At 45.3% G+C, this 18,106-nt stretch carries 18 protein-coding genes; 11 read left to right on the top strand and 7 right to left on the bottom strand.

Going from position 1 to position 18,106, the window contains the following annotated elements:
- Window positions 1-7: 7 nt before the first annotated feature.
- The 8 genes from ACY8DX_RS17900 (at window position 8) to ACY8DX_RS17865 (ending at window position 8,253) form a co-directional block, all read left to right on the top strand.
- A complete protein-coding gene (locus ACY8DX_RS17900; protein ID WP_082197000.1) occupies window positions 8-622 on the top strand; it encodes a TetR/AcrR family transcriptional regulator in 615 nt (204 codons plus the stop codon).
- 20 nt (window positions 623-642) lie between these two features.
- Window positions 643-1,815, top strand: coding sequence for an acyl-CoA dehydrogenase family protein (locus tag ACY8DX_RS17895; RefSeq protein WP_462405727.1), 1,173 nt, complete (start codon window positions 643-645; stop codon window positions 1,813-1,815).
- Window positions 1,775-2,995 carry an acyl-CoA dehydrogenase family protein gene (locus ACY8DX_RS17890; RefSeq protein ID WP_462406976.1) on the top strand — a complete coding sequence of 407 codons (1,221 nt, stop codon included), beginning with the start codon at window positions 1,775-1,777 and terminating at the stop codon, window positions 2,993-2,995. Before ACY8DX_RS17895 ends, ACY8DX_RS17890 begins: the two co-directional genes overlap by 41 nt.
- Window positions 2,996-3,114: 119 nt before the next feature.
- Window positions 3,115-3,480 (top strand): SCP2 sterol-binding domain-containing protein, encoded by a 366-nt coding sequence (locus ACY8DX_RS17885; protein WP_049669723.1) that lies wholly within the window; start codon window positions 3,115-3,117, stop codon window positions 3,478-3,480.
- 100 nt (window positions 3,481-3,580) lie between these two features.
- Window positions 3,581-5,461 (top strand): AMP-dependent synthetase/ligase, encoded by a 1,881-nt coding sequence (locus ACY8DX_RS17880; RefSeq protein ID WP_439802921.1) that lies wholly within the window; start codon window positions 3,581-3,583, stop codon window positions 5,459-5,461.
- Window positions 5,462-6,298, top strand: a complete 837-nt coding sequence (locus tag ACY8DX_RS17875) for an SDR family NAD(P)-dependent oxidoreductase (protein ID WP_049669725.1) — start codon at window positions 5,462-5,464, stop codon at window positions 6,296-6,298.
- A 21-nt stretch (window positions 6,299-6,319) separates the two neighbouring features.
- Entirely contained in the window at window positions 6,320-7,471 is a 1,152-nt protein-coding gene (locus ACY8DX_RS17870; RefSeq protein ID WP_462405726.1) for a thiolase family protein, read from the top strand.
- 2 nt (window positions 7,472-7,473) lie between these two features.
- The gene (locus tag ACY8DX_RS17865) at window positions 7,474-8,253 is read left to right on the top strand and encodes an enoyl-CoA hydratase/isomerase family protein (RefSeq protein ID WP_462405725.1); all 780 of its coding nucleotides are present in this window, start codon (window positions 7,474-7,476) and stop codon (window positions 8,251-8,253) included.
- A 45-nt stretch (window positions 8,254-8,298) separates the two neighbouring features.
- Here the strand turns inward: ACY8DX_RS17865 and ACY8DX_RS17860 are convergent, their stop codons facing one another.
- Window positions 8,299-8,772 (bottom strand): hypothetical protein, encoded by a 474-nt coding sequence (locus ACY8DX_RS17860; protein ID WP_462405724.1) that lies wholly within the window; start codon window positions 8,770-8,772, stop codon window positions 8,299-8,301.
- Window positions 8,773-8,875: 103 nt separating this feature from the next.
- Between ACY8DX_RS17860 and ACY8DX_RS17855 the strand changes: the two genes are divergently transcribed.
- On the top strand, window positions 8,876-9,073 hold the full coding sequence (locus ACY8DX_RS17855) for a YwbE family protein (protein ID WP_049669730.1): 198 nt from the start codon (window positions 8,876-8,878) through the stop codon (window positions 9,071-9,073).
- A gap of 382 nt (window positions 9,074-9,455) precedes the next feature.
- On the opposite strand, the gene ACY8DX_RS17850 is transcribed toward ACY8DX_RS17855, so the two are convergent.
- A complete protein-coding gene (locus ACY8DX_RS17850; RefSeq protein ID WP_462405723.1) occupies window positions 9,456-10,199 on the bottom strand; it encodes a YqcI/YcgG family protein in 744 nt (247 codons plus the stop codon).
- A gap of 193 nt (window positions 10,200-10,392) precedes the next feature.
- Here ACY8DX_RS17850 and galT point away from each other — a divergent pair, with 193 nt between their 5' ends.
- Both galT and ACY8DX_RS17840 read left to right on the top strand, forming a co-directional pair.
- Entirely contained in the window at window positions 10,393-11,895 is a 1,503-nt protein-coding gene (galT, locus tag ACY8DX_RS17845; protein ID WP_462405722.1) for a UDP-glucose--hexose-1-phosphate uridylyltransferase, read from the top strand.
- Window positions 11,896-11,911: 16 nt separating this feature from the next.
- Window positions 11,912-13,090 carry a galactokinase gene (locus ACY8DX_RS17840; RefSeq protein ID WP_049669733.1) on the top strand — a complete coding sequence of 393 codons (1,179 nt, stop codon included), beginning with the start codon at window positions 11,912-11,914 and terminating at the stop codon, window positions 13,088-13,090.
- A 54-nt stretch (window positions 13,091-13,144) separates the two neighbouring features.
- Here ACY8DX_RS17840 and ACY8DX_RS17835 read toward each other — a convergent pair whose 3' ends face one another.
- The 5 genes from ACY8DX_RS17835 to ACY8DX_RS17815 form a co-directional block, all read right to left on the bottom strand.
- Window positions 13,145-14,371 carry an ROK family protein gene (locus ACY8DX_RS17835; RefSeq protein WP_462405721.1) on the bottom strand — a complete coding sequence of 409 codons (1,227 nt, stop codon included), beginning with the start codon at window positions 14,369-14,371 and terminating at the stop codon, window positions 13,145-13,147.
- 80 nt (window positions 14,372-14,451) lie between these two features.
- A complete protein-coding gene (locus tag ACY8DX_RS17830; RefSeq protein ID WP_462405720.1) occupies window positions 14,452-14,958 on the bottom strand; it encodes a cupin domain-containing protein in 507 nt (168 codons plus the stop codon).
- 151 nt (window positions 14,959-15,109) lie between these two features.
- Window positions 15,110-16,090 (bottom strand): HAAS signaling domain-containing protein, encoded by a 981-nt coding sequence (locus tag ACY8DX_RS17825; RefSeq protein WP_462405719.1) that lies wholly within the window; start codon window positions 16,088-16,090, stop codon window positions 15,110-15,112.
- Window positions 16,077-16,424, bottom strand: coding sequence for a PadR family transcriptional regulator (locus ACY8DX_RS17820; protein WP_049669737.1), 348 nt, complete (start codon window positions 16,422-16,424; stop codon window positions 16,077-16,079). The genes ACY8DX_RS17825 and ACY8DX_RS17820 overlap by 14 nt, the downstream gene beginning before the upstream one ends.
- Before the next feature lie 157 nt (window positions 16,425-16,581).
- Window positions 16,582-18,075 (bottom strand): Na+/H+ antiporter NhaC family protein, encoded by a 1,494-nt coding sequence (locus ACY8DX_RS17815; RefSeq protein ID WP_462405718.1) that lies wholly within the window; start codon window positions 18,073-18,075, stop codon window positions 16,582-16,584.
- Between the last annotated feature and the right edge of the window lie 31 nt (window positions 18,076-18,106).

Genomic DNA, 18,106 nt, shown 5'->3' with positions numbered 1-18,106 from the left:
GAATGGAATGATCAAGATGCTGCTAATGAAGGAACTTCCGAAAGAAGCGAAGGATAAGATGCTGTATTCTGCCTTAAAGCTCTTTGCTTTAAAGGGTTTTAAGAATACCTCTGTTCTCGAGATTGTTGAAGCTGCCCATGTATCCAAAACGACCTTCTATCAGCAATTTTCGAGCAAGGAAGCATTAGTTGTGGCTCTTTGCCAGGATTTAATTGATGAAATCGCCTTGGAAATCAAAAAGGCAGCTGTGCAAGAGCCGAGAGTTGGCTATAAAGCGTATGCCGGTATTTATCGCTATTTGCAAATCTGCTTTACCAATCCTGCTGTGGCTCATTTTATCCTGCTTGAATCAGTTGGTATTTCTGAGGAGGTGGAGGTAGTCAGGCGTGAAGCGATGCAAAGCTTTGCTGACCTGATTTTTGTCTTTGCCTATCAAGAGTTTTCAGAACAGGTGAGAGAGGAAGAAATCCGCATTATCTCGCAGGCAATGGTAGGCGCCATTAATGAGGTGGTGATTCGCCATGTGAAGGAGACAACTAGTGACCTTCATATAGAGGAAATGGCCAGATTGTTGAACAGGCTTGTCATAGGCGCGTTCGTCAATCTATCGAACGATCACTAATATGTGAGGAGGGATTTGGCTTGGTTTCATTCAAACCGAGTGAGGAGGAAGCCGCATTTATTCAAGTGGCGCGAGATTTTGCCCTGAAAATGATTCGGCCGGCCGCAAGAGAAATGGAAAAGAATCGTAAGGTCAGTGAGGAAATCATCAAGAAGCTGCAAGAAATTGGCCTGGATACCCTTGAATTGCCGGAAAGCTTTGGTGGATTAGAGCTTCCTGTCCTCTCGCAGGTACAGATTTTGGAGGCATTAGCTTATGGGGATTTAGACATCGTACAGGGACTTCCAGGAGCAGGGGAGTCAGGGGCCTTTATAAGAGAAGCGGAGAAACATCCTGCTTTTGCTGCCTATAAGAAAGCTTGTCAGGCTGGGAATGTACCAACAATCGCCTTTTGCCATCCGAACCAGCCAAAGCTGTCCATCAGCCGTCATGAAGAGGGCTATCTGATTGATGGCGAGACTGTTCCGCTTAGAAATGGGAAGTATGCGGACTATGTGCTGATCCACGGGAAAGCACAGGATGGAGAAGAGGTCATTCTCTTGCTTGAGAACAGCCTCGATCATTCATTCAAGGCTTTAGAGGGTGATTATCGATTAGGTCTATTAAGCGCTGGGTTTGCCAGCCTGTCATTCAAAAAAGTAACCGTTTCCAAGGAGTCGGTCATTGCTAGAGGGGTAGAAGCGAGAAAGCTTGCTCAGTCTGCTATGAGGCGAATTCGGGTCATGGAGGCAGCGAAGGAGGTAGGGGTTATCTCTGCTGCGCTTGATTATACGGTGGAATACACCGCAAGCCGGAAGGCATTCGGCTCAGAAATCGCTAAGTTTCAAGGGGTATCCTTTAATGTCGCTCAGATGGCGATTCATGTCAAAGCTGCCCGCCATCTTGTTCTATATGCGGCTAAGCAAATAGACATTGGAGCCAATGATGCTGGATTCCACAGTATTCAAGCTCTGCAGAATGCTCATCGAGCTGTCCGGTTTGTGACAGATTCGGCTGTACAGCTTCTTGGGGGACATGGATATGTCCAAGACCACCCTGTTGAGAAATGGATGAGAGACGGTCAGGCCCAAGTGGTATGGCTTGCGCAGGAGCATGACTTAAACGCGTATGCAGGAGATTGGCTCCTGAATGAAGATGAAAGGAGTGAAGCGGTTGATTTCATACGAACTGTCTCCACATCAAGCCCAAGTTAAGGATGTTGTCCATTGGTTTGCCGAAAATGAAGTCCGTCCCATTTCTATGCTGTCTGATGAACAAAAGAGGGTGCCGGATGATTGGCTGAAGAAAGTCAATCAATTAGGAATCTCGCTCAGTATGTCTTCCTTTGGAGAGAAGGATGGAGATGTTGAGAGGAAAGAAAAAGAGGAGAAGAAACGGGAAAAGCAGGGAAACCGGCTTGGCGTGATTGCTTCAGAGGAGCTTGGATGGGGAGATTGCGCCATTGCTCTTACATTGCCTGGACCAGGTCTTGGAGGCCCGCCGATTCAGCATAGCGGTACAAAGGAGCAGAAGGAGCGTTTTCTTTCAATCTTCTCAAGAGATGAAGAGCCTAAATGGGGAGCATATGCTTTAACGGAGCCGGAGGCAGGCTCGGATGTATCTGGATTGCAGACAACCGCCGTGAAGGTAAATGGAGGCTATGTCCTGAATGGTCAAAAAATCTTCATTACGAATGGTAAGAGAGCCTCATGGGTAGTGGCCTTTGCGACTGTGGATAAGACACTTGGAAGAGCCGGTCACCGGGCATTCGTTGTAGAGAAGGGAACGCCGGGATTCTCTTGTACGAGGCTTGCGGATAAGATGGGGCTGCGGGCTTCTGAGACAGCAGAACTGGTCTTTGAAGATTGCTTTGTTCCGGATGAAAATCTGCTCGGAGGAGAGGAAGCCTATCAGAGCACGGGCGCGCGCTCAGGCGGCTTCAGAGTTGCGATGAAGACCTTTGATAGTACAAGACCGATCATTGCGGCCATGGCTACCGGTATTGCAAGAGCAGCGTATGAGTATACGCTCGAATTCGTCCAATCAGAATTCCCGCGCCATGGTGTGCATTACAGACAAGCGTTGGGGCTATTGGCCGAGATGCAGCAGAAGATACTAGCGGCCCGCCTGTTAACTTGGGAGTCAGCCTGGAAAGGAGACCTAGGAAAGCCTAATGCGAAAGAGGCTGCAATGTGCAAGGCCTTTGCCGGGAAGATTGCACTTGAGGTAACATCGGCAAGCCTGGAAATCATGGGACCTTATGGCTTGGAGGGGAATTTAGTAGAGAAGCTGTACCGTGATGCGAAAATCTATGACATTTTTGAGGGCACAAATCAAATTCAGCAGCTGATTATAGCGCGTCATTTATATGAACCATATGGGATTCGTGTATAAAGAAGCAGTCATTTGCAGGAGGTGATGCCCTGACCTTAATAGAATGTGAGTTTGCTATTAAAAAGAATGAGATAAGATTCAAATGCCGGAAGGCCAATAAATGAAGGAGGAAAAGAAAAATGGGTAAAGCAATTGAAGATTATACATTACCGGAGTCTTTTACAAAAATTGAGGAGGCGTTAAATGCCAATCCTGGTCCAATTGAGGGAATTACGACAAGGTATCAGTTTACGATAACGGGAGCAGAAGAAGGTGTCTATCAGCTGAATCTGCAAGACGGCAAGGCAGAGGTAGCGGAAGGAGAAGCTGCCCCAGCTGACTGCACCTTGATTATGTCTCTAGATAACTTCCGCCAATTCTTGCTAGGCAAGTTAAATGGAACTGTTGCGTTCATGTCCGGCAAACTCAAGATTAAAGGAGATATTGGTAAAGCGATTAAGCTTGAAGGCATCTTGAAGCAATACAATGTCCAAGACCATCTATAAGTTTGTGAGACTGGTTAGGAGTGCTGATGAACGAATTGGTAGGGAGAGATAATCAGGTGTGGTATCCATACCTGATTATCCTATATAAGGGAGGTGTCCTATGAAACCTTTGAATCTGGTCGATATGGTTTATAGAACAGTTCAAAGATACGGCCAGAAAGATGCATTGATGGCAAAGGTCAAAGGTGTTTACAAAGCAATCACCTATGCAGATTTTTGGGAACAGGTTGCTCATACGGCCCATGCCCTTTTGGAGAGAGGAGTAGGGAAGGGAGATAAGGTTGCCATTCTGTCGGATAATCATCCATACTGGGCAATCAGTGACCTTGCGATTATGAGCATTGGTGCAGTCAGCGTTCCTATTCATTCCACTTTGCCGCGTAATCAAGTAAGCTATATCCTTCATAATTCAGCCTGCGAATTCATTTTTGTTGGAAATGAGAGGCAGCTGCAAAAGCTGGAATTAGAGGAATTTCAGCATGAGAGAGTCGTCATTTATGAACCTGCAGAAAAACCTCCCGCAGAGAATTTTTCTGCTTCCATGCAGGAATTCCTATCAAGAGGCAAAAGGAATTCCACAGAAGATTGGCAAGACGGCTTTATGCAGATTACGAGAGAGGATTTAGCGACTATTATTTATACTTCCGGAACAACTGGACATCCAAAGGGCGCCATGCTTACCCATGGCAATATTTTAGCCAATGTGGAAGGAGTTCAGTTTTGGGTGCTGGAAGCACGGCCCGACGACATTATGCTTTCCCATCTCCCCTTATCGCATATATTTGAGCGAATGGCTGGCCAGTTTTTCCCCTTCTATGTAGGAGCTACGATTGCGTATGCAGAAAGTATTGATACCGTTCAAGATAATCTTCTCGAAGTCAGGCCGACTGTATTGGTCAGCGTTCCTCTATTATTTGAGAGAGTCTATGCACAAGCCATGAAGATGGTCGAATCTGGAACGCCCATCCGCAAAAAGGTCTTTCATTGGGCTCTGGGGGTAGGGGAAGAGCGCTACCGCTATTATTTGTCATGTCCGGCTGATGAGTTAATGCGCAAGGCTGAACTGCCCAAGGAATTTAGACGAAGATGGAAAATCTCTGAAAGACTTGTCTATCAGAAGGTTAAACAAAAATTAGGGGGCCGCATCAGAGGGTTTATCTCAGGAGGAGGAGCGTTAAATCCGGAGATTGGCCAATTTTTTTGGTCAGTTGACCTGCCTGTTCTTGAAGGGTATGGGCTGACGGAAACAGCTCCGGTCATTTGCGTGAATCCTTTCTCACGCTCAAAGGTAGGAACGGTTGGAAAGCCGCTGCCCAATCTGGAAATTCGTTTAGCGGCAGATGGAGAAGTGCTGGTGAAAGGTCCAAGTGTGATGAGTGGGTATTACCGCGACCCGGAGGCAACAGCAGAAGCCTTCGAAGGGGAATGGTTTAAGACCGGTGATATCGGCCAGCTGGATGAGGATGGATATTTACGGATTATTGACCGTAAGAAACGGATTCTTGTTCTGTCTACAGGAAAGAATATTGCTCCACAGCCGGTAGAGAATGCGCTGCATCAAAGTCCCTATATTGAAAATGCCGTCCTGGTCGGGCAGAACAAAAAATACGTCATCGCGCTGCTGGCACCGGATTTCACCAATTTGAAGGAATGGTGCAGGCATAAGGGGATTCATGGTTCTCCTCAGGAGTTATTATCCAATAAGCAAATACAAGCTTTATTAACAAGAGAAGTCACGAAATACACAAAGAAATTTGCTCAATATGAACAGCCGAAAAAGCTTTTATTCGTCAATAAGGAATGGACAGTTGAGACAGGAGAGCTGACCCCTTCCTTAAAGGTACGGTATGCAGAGGTGGAAAAGAAATATAAGGCTGCCATTGATCATTTATATGCGGAGACTGCCAATGGAGAAATAGACATCGCTGCCGATGAAGCAGCGGTGGGAATCTCATTACCTAGAGTGAAAGGGGAGCAATGAATGATGCCATTTTCATTAGAAGGCAAGGTAGCGCTTGTAACAGGTGCATCCAGAGGACTTGGCAGAGCGGATGCCTTATGCTTGGCTCGGGCAGGTGCGGATGTCATCGTAACAGACATATTAATCGAAGACGATGAACAAATCGATGCAACTTCAGAAAAACTGGGTCCGGTGGCTCAAATTATGGTCCATTCAAAGGCCGTTTATACGAAGTCGACCACACAGGAAATAACGGAGTTGGGAAGAAAATCAGCAGCTTTTAAGATGGATGTGACAAATCGAGAGGAAGTCGAACGAGTGATGGCTGAGGTCATCAGCCAGTTTGGCCGTATTGATATACTCGTCAACAATGCAGGAACCTTGGATCATACTGCCAGACTAGAAGATCAAAATGATGATTATTGGAGCAGGGACTTGAACGTCAATTTGACAGGTGCCTATAACTGCTGCAAATCCGTTTGGAAGTATATGAAGGATCAAAAGGAAGGGCGCATTATTAATATGGCATCAGTGGCCGGGACACATGGCGGATATGGGCAAGCCAGTTATGCGACCACAAAAGCCGGTATTCTGGGATTGACGAAATCCTTAGCGCTTGAAGGAGCGAAATATCAAATTACCGTTAATGCGATTGTGCCGGGAATTATCAATACGGAAGCCTTCCAATATACGAATCCGTCGATGAGAGACAGAATGATTGCGCGAACTGCTTTTAAACGGCCGGGTGAACCGGAGGACATTGCTAATGCGATAACCTTTCTCTCAAGTAAGGAAGCCTCTTATATAACAGGAGTTGCTCTGCCGGTAGCAGGCGGCATTGATCTATTTACATTTTAAGAGAAGAGGGAGATCGCCGAGATGAATGATCGAGATGCCATAATCATAGAGGCTGTCAGGACGCCGATTGGACGAAAGGGTGGAATCCTCACCAGCTATCGTCCAGATGAAATGGCCGCACATGTGTTAAGGAAATTGACTGAGCGAATTGGAATAGACCCAATGGAAGTTGAGGATATCAAAATGGGCTGTGTTACCCAAATTGGTGAACAAGGTATGAATATTGGTCGAATTGCCAGCTTGATTGCTGGATTTCCTGTTGAGGTATGCGGGTCCAGCACGAATAGGATGTGCGGATCAAGTCTCGATACATTGGCCCAATCGGCTCATGCCATCATGGCGGGGATGAGTGATTGTACGATTGCTGCTGGTGTAGAAAATATGAATCGGGTACCTATGGGAAGTGATGGCGGTGATTTCCCTGATATGCTTATGAGCCAGTACACAATCATCCCGCAAGGATTCTCGGCAGAGCTGATTGCACAGAGGTGGCAGATTTCCCGGGAGGAGATGGACCACTTCTCCCTTTCGAGTCATCAGAAAGCACTTGATGCTATTGAAGAAGGAAGGTTTGAACGGGAAATCGTGCCGATTGAGGTCAAAAATGAAACGGGAGATAAAGTGATGTTCGAGGCTGATGAAACCCCGCGCCCCAATACCTCCTTGGACCGCTTATCCGAGCTAAAACCCTCGTTTCTTCCAGATGGTCATGTGACAGCAGGAAACGCAAGCCAAATTAGTGACGGGGCAGCAGCGGTCTTGCTCACATCACGAAAAAAGACAAAGGAGCTTGGTTTGCATCCACGAGCAAGGGTCGTTGCGACCGCAATCGCAGGCGTCGACCCGGAAATTATGCTGACCGGAATCATTCCTGCAACGAAGAAGGTATTGGAGAAGGCCGGATTGACAATGGAGGATATCGATTTATTTGAGGTCAATGAAGCCTTTGCCTCCGTTGTGCTCGCATGGGCAAAAGAGCTTAATGCCGACATGGATAAAGTGAATAGGAACGGAGGGGCCATTGCGCTCGGCCATCCTCTTGGAGCCAGCGGTGCCCGAATCATTGCCACGATGATCAATGAACTCGATCGTGTAAATGGAAGATATGGCCTTGCGACGATGTGTATTGGATTTGGCCAGGCTATTGCTGTCATTATTGAACGGGAGGTTTAACTATGGGTGTGAACTGTACGTTGGAAGTCGGAGGGAAGACAGCTATGCTGACGATTAATCGCCCGCCGCTCAATACGCTCAGCAGAGATACTCTATATGAGATTGAAGGGTATTTGGATGACTTTGAGAGCAATGATGGAATCCGTGCCATTATTATAACTGGTGTTGGTGATAAGTTCTTCTCGGCGGGAGCAGATGTAAATGAATTTGCTGAACTGGCAGACCCGGGCAAGGCAAGGTCAATGATTCAGCGAATGCATCATTTGTTTAACCGAATCGAAAGCTTTCCAAAGCCGATTATCGCGGCTGTATATGGCCGGGCTCTCGGAGGAGGGAATGAACTTCAAATGGCGTGTCATCTAGCCATTGCAAGTGAAGCGGCTGATTTCGGTCTTCCGGAAATCAAGCTGGGGATTATTCCGGGATATGGAGGAACGCAGCGTCTTCCTCGGTTAATTGGAAGCAGGCGGGCACTAGGGCTTATGCTGAGTGGTGAAACCATTTCAGCAAAAACGGCGCTTGAATATGGATTGGTCAATCAGCTAGTTCCAGCAAATGGATTTCTTGAAACGGCGCTTGCTTATGCGGATCAATTAGCAGAAGGGCCGCCGCTGGCCATTCGAGGGATATTAGATGCGGTGAGCAGAGGAATGGAAACAACGCTTGATGAAGGCTTGCAAATTGAGCTTGAGCATAATGTAAGCATAGTACGCTCTGAGGATGCGATTGAAGGAATTAGTGCCTTCTTTATGAAAAGAAAGGCTGAATTTAAAGGGAAATAAAAAAGAAAAGGGCTTCCTGTAAAGGTAAGCCCTTTTTCTCATTCATTAATTCTGCTTTGCGAAGCCCTCTTCCATCAAGTAGGATTTTGCTTCATTGTAGGATGGGAATGTACCGTCTAAATAGATGCCGGCATACACATTCCACATATCCTCCTCAAGGATGATGGTGAGGGTATGACCCTCTTCATTTCTCCATACCTCTTCGACTGCCTCTCCTTCAATGGTGATGGCTTCGTTCGGGTTGATTGATAGAAGATCAATGGATTTCTGAATCAATGTGCGCAGGTCCTCTTCTGAGTAGTCACGAATATTAACCATGCCTTTTTGGTCAACAGGGTATCCTGGAATCCCTTCTGCATACACAAAGCCATTCCCGTTCGGGTGCAGATGATAAATGACATTCTTTTTGTCAGTCTTGCTCTCTGGGAATTGGAAATTCACGCGCCCCAGTGACACGTTTTTTTGTTCAAGCTCTGGAAAGCTTGCCGCTATAGCGAGTTTTTCTTCAAACGTTAACATACTTCCTCCAAATAAGTGGATTTTTCTATTCGTCCATTATATCATTAGTTATTAAAAACCATCATGTTCAGAGTGTTAAATCATTGAAGGAGGCGGTGAGTATATGACAAACGGACAGAATCGCAGCCAAATCAAGCCAGGGCTCGAGGTCGATATCGTCTTAAAAAAGGATCAGCGAAGCGGGACATTAACAAGAGGAATCGTTAAAGATATCTTGACGAATTCACCGACACATCCCCATGGCATCAAGGTTAGGCTGACTGATGGACAAGTGGGAAGGGTAAAGCATATCGTACAGTAAATGACCTATTTCTTGATAACAAAACAGGCGGATGTCTTTCCGCCTGTTTTGTTTGTCTCGAACTTACAAGAGATAAAAGCTTCATGCAGATTGTTTCTGGAGTTTAATAATGAAAATGACGGGATATTTAACGAAAAACTCATCCAGCTTATTTGAACTACCATTTTGAATGCGTTTCTTCAGAATTTCATGGTTTAAGGGCGAAAGCTTATCATATATGGGCGAACAGCCATCTTTAAGGGAAAAAGACAGAGGCTAAGGGCTAACCATCTTTGGTCACATGTTATCTCAGTCCGTCCAGCTGGAGAAAGGCAAAAGCCTTTCCTCTGAAATAAAAAAAGCCGCCTCCCAAAGACTAGTTCAGGAAGCCGCTTTGTATAATTCAATCCATTTCCTTATGGTGAAATGGACATTTTCCAGTTATCGGCTCACTATCATCACCGATGAAGAATTGCTTCCATTCATTATGCGCCCGGTCGCCATAATGGCTGATATCCGGGTGCTTCGGAAGCTGGTCCCATGCTTCAACGCGTTCACGCACCTTTTCACGTGACATGATTCCACCTTTTTCTGTCCCCTTTAAGCCTTCGAAGATTTTCCTGGGCTGAAAGCCAATCACGAGGCTGCTGCCGAGATCACGTGTTTTCCGCTGCTTATAGGCCGGACAATTGCCGAAAGCAAATATCGGCTCACCGCCAAAATGGAAGTCCCATAAATAGTGGTCTGGATCCTTAGGTGCCATTTGCGGCCATGAAGCAGGATCTTGTTCATGCAAGTATTGCAGAACCCTCCAGAAATAATCACGATAATAAGGGATGTCTCTCGGCTCTTTTTCGGGCTCTACAAAAAGGAAGAAGCCATGACGAACTTTTGTCGGCTGCTTGAATAAATCAAGAAAGCCTTCAAGCGCCTTCGGCAGATTGGACCAATCCTCATGAGTAATATAGGCATAACGAAGCTCGCCCTTATTCTCGGCCTTCATTCCGAAATAGCATGGGAACGTGGGGTCGGTTACGATTTTTTTTAAGGTTCTGTATTCCTCTGTGACCCATGCCGGTACTATCGAAGCATTTTCCATATCCTCTTTTTGAAGCAATTCACGATTTACCTGATTGATTAATGACATAAAACGATTCTCCTGTTCATTTAGATAGTGAATTATTCCCTAAAAAAGAAGTTTCAAACAATTTATGAATCCGCTGTATTTTGAATTGTTTATTTTATGAAAAAACAGTATAGTGAGGGTAGAAAGTTTATTAATTAATTTAATAAAGTAAAATGAAAAGGGTTTCGAGAGAATGCGATTGAGGTGAATTAATATGCCATCCATCTATCAAACAATTCAAAGTCTGCTCCAATATGGCATCGAAAATAGTCTCCTGCCAAAAGAAGATGAAATTTATACACGGAACAGGCTTATGTCTGTGTTAGACCTTTCAGAATGGGTTGAAAGTGAACCGCTCGAGGGAAGGTCTACTATTCACGAAATCCTGGATACTATTCTTAATATTGCGGAGGAAAAGGGGAGTATCTCTAATACAATGACCGAGCGAGATCTCCTAAATGCGGAGCTAATGACCTGCTTGCTGCCAAGGCCGTCTGAGGTTATTCGTCAGTTCAGAGAGAATTATGTGTCGAGTCCCGTCAAAGCAACAGACCAATTCTATCAATTCTCTATCCTGTCCAACTATATTCGTATGGACCGTATTCAAAAAAATCAAATATGGAAGACCAAGACAGAATACGGCGAACTGGACATTACGATTAATTTATCCAAGCCGGAGAAAAACCCTCGGGAAATTGCGATGCTGAAGAATACACCTTCCTCTTCTTATCCCAAATGCCTGCTTTGTCCGGAGAATGAAGGATACAAGGGAACACTTACCCATCCGGCGAGGGGAAATCACCGCATTATTCCGCTCTCTATTAATCATGAAGACTGGTATTTACAGTACTCGCCATATGTTTACTATCCAGAGCATTGCATCGTGCTTAGGAAAGAACATATGCCCATGAAGATTTCAAGAGAAACATTTGACCGGCTGCTCGATTTCGTTGACCAATTCCCGCATTATTTCATTGGCTCGAATGCAGACCTGCCGATTGTTGGGGGATCGATCTTAAATCATGACCATTTCCAAGGGGGGCGTTATACATTTGCGATTGAAGAAGCTCCAATCACCCAAACCTTTACGCTTGCTGGTTACCCGAATGTATCGGCAGGCATTGTGAAATGGCCGATGTCAGTCATTCGCCTCCGTGGTGAAAAGGAAGAAGTAGCTAAGGTAACAGAGCGTATTTGGAAAGTGTGGCAGACCTATAGCGATGAAGGGGCCGATATTCATGCCTATAGCGGCAGCACGCCTCATAACACGGTAACACCAATTGCTAGAAGGAGAGACGGTTTATTTGAGATGGATATTGTCCTGCGGAATAATCGGACGTCACCTGAGCATCCAGATGGAATCTTCCATCCGCATCAGGAGCTGCATCATCTTAAGAAAGAGAATATCGGACTAATTGAGGTGATGGGACTTGCTGTGCTTCCTGGTCGGCTTGTAGAAGAAGTGAATAGGCTATCTCATTATTTAGTAGAGAGCACGGAAAAGGAAGAATGGCAGACTGATATGTTAAAGCATTATGACTGGTATGAGGAAATCAGGACAAGACGGGGGCAGCTGACAAGCGATACGGTTAGTGAAATCATGCAAGAGGAAATTGGAGCCCGGTTCTTAACCGTACTTGAGCACTCAGGAGTATTTAAGCAAACAGCAGAGGGTCAGCAAGCCTTCATTCGCTTTATTGACCAAATTCATAGCTGATAAAAGGGAGGAAGAGATGATGGAAAAACAACATTTACTTCAAGAATTTTATAAGAGATTCGGTCGCATTGGAGAAGGGGCTCGCGTATTCTTCACACCAGGACGCGTGAACTTGATCGGTGAATATACAGACTTTAATGGGGGGCATGTTTTCCCGGCATCTCTTTCTGTTGGAACATGGGCAGTCGCTCGCCTGCGGAAGGATGGTGTCTACCATTTCCAATCCACGAATTTTGATACTACAGCGCAGACAGCAGTTGATTCCATTGTGTACAAGAAGGAGGATGACTGGGCTAATTATCCGAAGGGAGTACTAGTAGAATTGCTCGAGCTTGCCGGAGATGAAGAAGCACGTTATACGGGTGCTGACATCATGTTCCACGGCAATATTCCAAATGGGGCTGGCCTTTCCTCATCTGCTTCTATTGAAGTGTTGACCGGACTAGCATTAAGTGAACTAGCTGGGTGTCAGGTTGATAAAGTAGAATTGGCGAAGCTGTCTCAAAGAGCTGAGAACAAGTTCGTTGGTGTCAATTGCGGCATTATGGATCAATTCGCTGTCGCTATGGGAAAAGCAGGCCATGCCATCATGCTGAAATGTGACACGCTTGAGTATCAATATGCGCCAGTAGAGCTTGATGGATATACCATCGTCATCACAAACACCAATAAACGCCGTGGTCTCGCTGATTCGAAATATAACGAGAGAAGGGCTGAATGTGAGAGTGGATTGGCTGTTTTGCAGCAATCCATGCCTGAGATCAAAACATTGGGCGATGTCAGCTACGATAATTGGCAGTTGTATAAGGATACAATCAAGGAGGAGGTTGTACAAAAACGTGTTGATCATGTTATCTGCGAGAATACCCGTGTGCTAAGAGCAGCAGAAGCATTAAAAAACCATGATGTAGCTTTGTTTGGCAAGCTGATGAAGCAGTCTCATGAATCATTGCGTGATTTGTTCGAGGTTACAGGTACGGAGCTGGATGTAATGTATGAGGAAGCATGCAAGGTAGATGGCTGTATTGGTACTAGGATGACAGGGGCCGGCTTCGGAGGATGCAATGTCAGCGTCGTCAAGAATGAAGCGGTGGCTCGATTCCAGGAGGAAGTTGCGAAGCATTATGAAGAAAGAACAGGGTTAGTACCTGAGTTCTATCTTTGCGATATCGGGGATGGTGCAAAGGAAATCTAAAAAGAAAGAATGATGCAGGAAGGCCGTTTTGGCTTATTCTGCATCATTCTTTTTTTATCTGAAACTCCGAGATTCCGAGAATAGTTCACGCAAAACCAAGGATATGGCTCCTATGACAGTTGCATAGCTTCCAAAGGAGGAAACAGTAATCACTGTTTTTTTTGCCTTCTCCGTCAGTGCGCGTTTTTGAATCGTTTCCTGGACGGTATCGAGCAGAAACTCCCGTGCATTAATGACTCCGCCGCTTAAGACAATCTTCTCGGGATTAATGATATGTATCAGGTTCGTTAATCCAATGCCAAGGTATTCTCCTGCCTCCTGTAAGACTTGCTGGGCAAGCGAATCCCCAGCCTTTGCCGCTTCAAAGACCTCCTCGCCTGTGATTTCACTGCATGAGCCGTCTCCAAGCATAACGGAAAGAGAACTTGATTCCCCTTCTTCGAGTTTGGCTCGCATTCTCTTAGCAATCGCCGGGCCTGTTGCAAAGGTTTGGAGGCATCCATTATTGCCGCAGGAGCAAGTTGGTCCATGCAGGTCAATCGCCATATGGCCAATTTCTCCGCTGATGAAATCATGGCCCAGATAAAGCTCTCCGTCTATAATTAGCCCGGCGCCTATTCCCCGCCCAACATTGATACAGGCAAGGTCTTGGGCACCTTTCTCATGACCGAACCATTGGTGACCATGGGCGATAGCGCGTGCATCATTCTCAACAATCACCATTAGACCGAATTCCTTCTCAAGTATGTCTTTAATGGGTATATGATGCAGGTTGAGGTTTGGAGCGAATACGGACTCCCCTTTGGCCACATCGACGATTCCATGCATAGCCACGCCGATTCCAATTAATTTCTCTGGCTCTGGAGCACTGATTATCATCGTACGGATGCTTTTGGTCAATAAGGAAAGGAGTGATTCCTTCTTCACAGAGGATGGCATTGCTTGAATGATGCTATGTTTAACCTCGCCTGTAAGGTTCGTTAAGATTAAATTCATTTCATGAGAGCCAATATCAACCCCGATGATGTGATGTCGTTCACTATTAAGTGTGAGTAAGGTCGGCTTACGGCCACCGCTGGACTCGCCTAGGGATTGTTCCACGATTCGTTCCTCCAATAGAAGCTCCTTTGTCAGGTTGCTGATGGTAGGAGGGGTCAGCTTTGTGAGTTTGGCGATATCTGCCCGTGAAATAGGGCCTTTCTCACGAATTAGATTTAAAACGATGGAGAGGTTGGTGGATTTCATTCTTTGAAAGCTTCCGGTAATGATTTCTTTACTCATGTGGCCTCCCGCTGCCATAAAATATAGTCAGACCTTGATTGACAAAGTCTATCCCTATTATAAACGAATGGAACAGGAGTTTATATGCGGAAACCTGTGTTCATCCATTTTTTGAGCAATGGACCGTCTTCGCCAAAAACTGGATCAGCCTCAGGGAATGGCACCTGCTTGATTTCTTCAAGAATTGCTGGTCTTTCATCAGGTTTACCGTATTTCATGTTATAGTCCATGCCATTAGGATAGGCACCAATAACCGTAAAGCCTTCATGGGCCTCTATGCATTTATGACCTGTCCCAGCAGGAAGAACAAGGACATCGCCGCATTCAACGTCAATCATCTGTCCCTCAGCACCGCCAAGCATTAATCGGGCATGTCCTTTCGCCACTCCGAGTACTTCGTGGGTATTGCTGTGATAATGGTGTTCTTGAAGGACGCCGTTTGTCCAGCTGTTTGACCACTGATGCCGGCGGAAAATGTCCTCCATCATACCTGGTTCCAATGCCTTTTTATAGACAGCTGCAGGAAGCTCAGGATTATTTGGTATGAATCCATCATCTTGAAAGAATAGGTATTGAATGTCTGTCATCGTTTTTCCTCCTTTTTATGCGCTTTTCCCGCTTGCTGGAGCTATTAAACAAAGACAAAAAGACCTGTGCTGAACGGGCTTTTGGCACTGGTCTCCTTATTCGTGATTCCATTCTGAATAGCGGTAATCATGCTAAATACTCTTAAAGCTTCTATCGTTTGGCTTTCCGAAAGCCGTCATAGACATTAAAGGCTGCGCCCATGAAGAAAAGGGCCATGGCTAGATTGATCGTCCAAGTGCGTACCTCTTCATTGAAGGATTGACCTAGATAGGCAATGAATTGAGCATCGAATAAATGAGGCTGATTGGCGATTAGAATGAAGACAACTGTGGTGATGATTTGAAGGACCGTATTAAATGCGGCTAGCTTTATTGTCCATTTCCCGCTCATCCATTTGAAAAGGGAGAGGACAATCTCCAGGGCGATGAGAGCGATGATGGCCGGCCAGTACATTTGAAGCACCTCTTGATTAAAGATCGGTGTAATAAATTCCAGGCCATTTGTGCCGCTGTGATAGATTCCAACTAATTGGTCCGCATAATAATAAACGGTTGCCCAAACAGCTGTCCAAAACAATCCGCCGAATACTTCGACATTGGAAATCTTTCGTTCCTTTGTCCGGTCCAATACTTCCTTTAAATCATCAGGAGTCCATTTCTTATATATAAATGGCTGTCCGCCTTTTGAAGAATCTATTCTTTCGACAACAGCAAAGCTTACTGTTGTCCAGAAGAACACATGCATGGCCGTCTCAATCACTGAGCCTGCTGCACCTATGATTATAGCTGACAAGAGACTTAAGAAAGACTCCTCGCCTGTAAAACCGTTAACTAGCTGAGCAAGGTAAGCAATCAGCGCTATGGCTGACCCGATGGACAAACCGATTTTTAAAAGGGCCATATAGCTTTCAAAATAACGAGGGCCGATTAAATACTGCGGCCAATCACGATATTCTCTTGCTAATTTGGCCGGGTCTCCCATCTGTGTGAGCACGTCCTTTACATCTGGTTCCGTATAATCCTCAGGCAGCATATCCTCAATGGTTGAACGGAGTTCCAGTGCAATATCCTCCCGATTTCTCTCAGGCAGCCGGCGAATGACTTCTTGTATATACGTCTCAATCAGATTCATTTTTTCCCCCTCCATTTAACATGTCATACAATCGTTTAGAATGGATAAGCCATTCCTCTTTCAATTGCTCATACAACTCACTGCCTTCTTTGCTGAGTGCATAATACTTGCGCGGCCTGCTTTCCGATGTGTCCCAATAGCTTGTTACCAGCTTCTGCTTTTCGAGTCTCCTTAGTAAAGGATATAAGGTGCTCTGTTCAATCGTGATTCCGGCTAGTTCCAATGAACGGACAAGGGAATAGCCGTATTGAGGTTCTTGAAGCTGATTGAGAACAGCCAATGTTAATGTCCCTCTCCTTAATTCTGTCATTAATGAGTTCAACAACGTATTCATCTGTGCACCCCCTATGATACATACTATGCATGATACAGTATTATGTTTCTTAAAGTATAACTGTTGTGATAGTGATTTGTGTACAATTTTCAGATAAATAATGATATAAAAAATACCTTCGCAAAAAGCTCATTCGATGAACCTTTGCGAAGGTATCTTAAACGGTTTGTTTTGCTTCTTTTCTTCGATAGATAACGGTAATGCCAGTCAGCATAAGAAGGATGAATAAATAGGAAATCCATGAAATTCCTGTCAGGCCATAGAAGAGGAAAGCTCCAGCCGTAATCGAAGCAGCTGTGAGCGCATAAGGAATTTGCGTCAGTACATGGTTCATATGATTGCACCCGGCTGCTGATGCGGCAACAGTCGTCGTATCAGAAATAGGCGAGCAATGATCTCCAAAGAGTGACCCGGAGAGTACGGCAGCAAATAATGGGGTGATATCTACTCCTGTGACAAGACCGATCTGAGCGGAAATTGGAAGCATGATTGCGAATGTTCCCCAGCTTGTTCCAGTGGAGAATGCCATGATTCCCGTCAGGATAAATAAGAGAAACGGCAGCCATGAGCTGGAAAGGCTAGTTTGCTCAATAATACCGCCTAAGTATTCCCCGGTCTTCAATAACCCGGTTAATTCGGACTGCATCCAGGCAAATAAGAGAATCCAGACTGCAGGCAAGGTTGTCTTCATCCCATTGATGAGAGCCTGTGGCACCAATTTCACCTGTTTTGTACGGATTGTGAAAACGAATGTTACAAGGCAGGCCGCCAGAGCGCCCATAAGCAAGGAATAGCTGACCTCGCCATTCGCGAACCAATCAACGATGCTTTTCGTGTCACTATTTCGATAGCTAGTCCATATTAATAAACCAATAGAGCTGATCATTAATACGATGATTGGGATGAACAATGACCAAATAGAGCCTTTACGATGTGAATCATTTGAATCGTATGGCTTTACATGTGATTCAGCCTTTCGCATTTTCCAGAAACGGAGATCAAAATAGGCAACAAGGAAGACAAGGGCAATAGTGGTTAATGCATAGAAATTCAGGAATCCTACCTCAACAAATGTCACAATCGGATTTGCATCCATATCATGCATCACAAAGATGGCTGCGAAAATCGATGTAATATAAGCTCCCCAGCTTGAGATGGGTGTCAGAACACAGAGGGGATCTGAGGTGGAATGAATCATATAGGCCAGTTTTTCGCGCGATATGCCGAAACGGTCAAATAATGGCCGAGAGACTTGTCCATTCGTAAACATATTGAATACGTCATCCGGAAACATGGTCATTCCGAAAAGAGCCGTTCCCATTGTTACCTGTCTTTTGGAATGAAGCTTTTTGGAAGCGAACTCCCCGAATGCCCTTCCTCCGCCTAATAGATGAATCATGCCGGTCATGACTCCGAGCAAAAGAAGGAATCCAAGAACATTTAGATTTCCGGTTGCGACTTCGCCATCCTCGTAGAAAAGATGGAGAATCGTTTTTCCAATCCGCTTGATTGTATCGCCGAAGTGAAAGTTTTCGAAGATAAGGGATGAAAGAATAATTCCAACGCCGAGTGATGGAATGACCCTCCTTGTCAAAAGGACAAGCATAATGATGACAAGAGGTGGTATTAGTACTATAGCTGTTCCAGTCATATGTATACCTCCTTACAAAATTAATATTATA

Source organism: Gracilibacillus sp. Marseille-QA3620 (assembly GCF_054950035.1).
Note: the sequence above shows the minus strand (reverse complement) of the source record. Positions and strands in the feature narration are given on the sequence as shown.

Bases quoted from the DNA above. Each gene is read 5' to 3' on its own strand.
- ACY8DX_RS17900 (WP_082197000.1), top strand. From the start codon at position 8: ATGATCAAGATGCTGCTAATGAAGGAACTTCCGAAAGAAGCGAAGGAT.
- ACY8DX_RS17885 (WP_049669723.1), top strand. From the start codon at position 3,115: ATGGGTAAAGCAATTGAAGATTATACATTACCGGAGTCTTTTACAAAA.
- ACY8DX_RS17880 (WP_439802921.1), top strand. From the start codon at position 3,581: ATGAAACCTTTGAATCTGGTCGATATGGTTTATAGAACAGTTCAAAGA.
- ACY8DX_RS17875 (WP_049669725.1), top strand. From the start codon at position 5,462: ATGATGCCATTTTCATTAGAAGGCAAGGTAGCGCTTGTAACAGGTGCA.
- ACY8DX_RS17870 (WP_462405726.1), top strand. From the start codon at position 6,320: ATGAATGATCGAGATGCCATAATCATAGAGGCTGTCAGGACGCCGATT.
- ACY8DX_RS17865 (WP_462405725.1), top strand. From the start codon at position 7,474: ATGGGTGTGAACTGTACGTTGGAAGTCGGAGGGAAGACAGCTATGCTG.
- ACY8DX_RS17860 (WP_462405724.1), bottom strand. From the start codon at position 8,772: ATGTTAACGTTTGAAGAAAAACTCGCTATAGCGGCAAGCTTTCCAGAG.
- ACY8DX_RS17855 (WP_049669730.1), top strand. From the start codon at position 8,876: ATGACAAACGGACAGAATCGCAGCCAAATCAAGCCAGGGCTCGAGGTC.
- ACY8DX_RS17850 (WP_462405723.1), bottom strand. From the start codon at position 10,199: ATGTCATTAATCAATCAGGTAAATCGTGAATTGCTTCAAAAAGAGGAT.
- galT (WP_462405722.1), top strand. From the start codon at position 10,393: ATGCCATCCATCTATCAAACAATTCAAAGTCTGCTCCAATATGGCATC.
- ACY8DX_RS17840 (WP_049669733.1), top strand. From the start codon at position 11,912: ATGATGGAAAAACAACATTTACTTCAAGAATTTTATAAGAGATTCGGT.
- ACY8DX_RS17835 (WP_462405721.1), bottom strand. From the start codon at position 14,371: ATGAGTAAAGAAATCATTACCGGAAGCTTTCAAAGAATGAAATCCACC.
- ACY8DX_RS17830 (WP_462405720.1), bottom strand. From the start codon at position 14,958: ATGACAGACATTCAATACCTATTCTTTCAAGATGATGGATTCATACCA.
- ACY8DX_RS17825 (WP_462405719.1), bottom strand. From the start codon at position 16,090: ATGAATCTGATTGAGACGTATATACAAGAAGTCATTCGCCGGCTGCCT.
- ACY8DX_RS17820 (WP_049669737.1), bottom strand. From the start codon at position 16,424: ATGAATACGTTGTTGAACTCATTAATGACAGAATTAAGGAGAGGGACA.
- ACY8DX_RS17815 (WP_462405718.1), bottom strand. From the start codon at position 18,075: ATGACTGGAACAGCTATAGTACTAATACCACCTCTTGTCATCATTATG.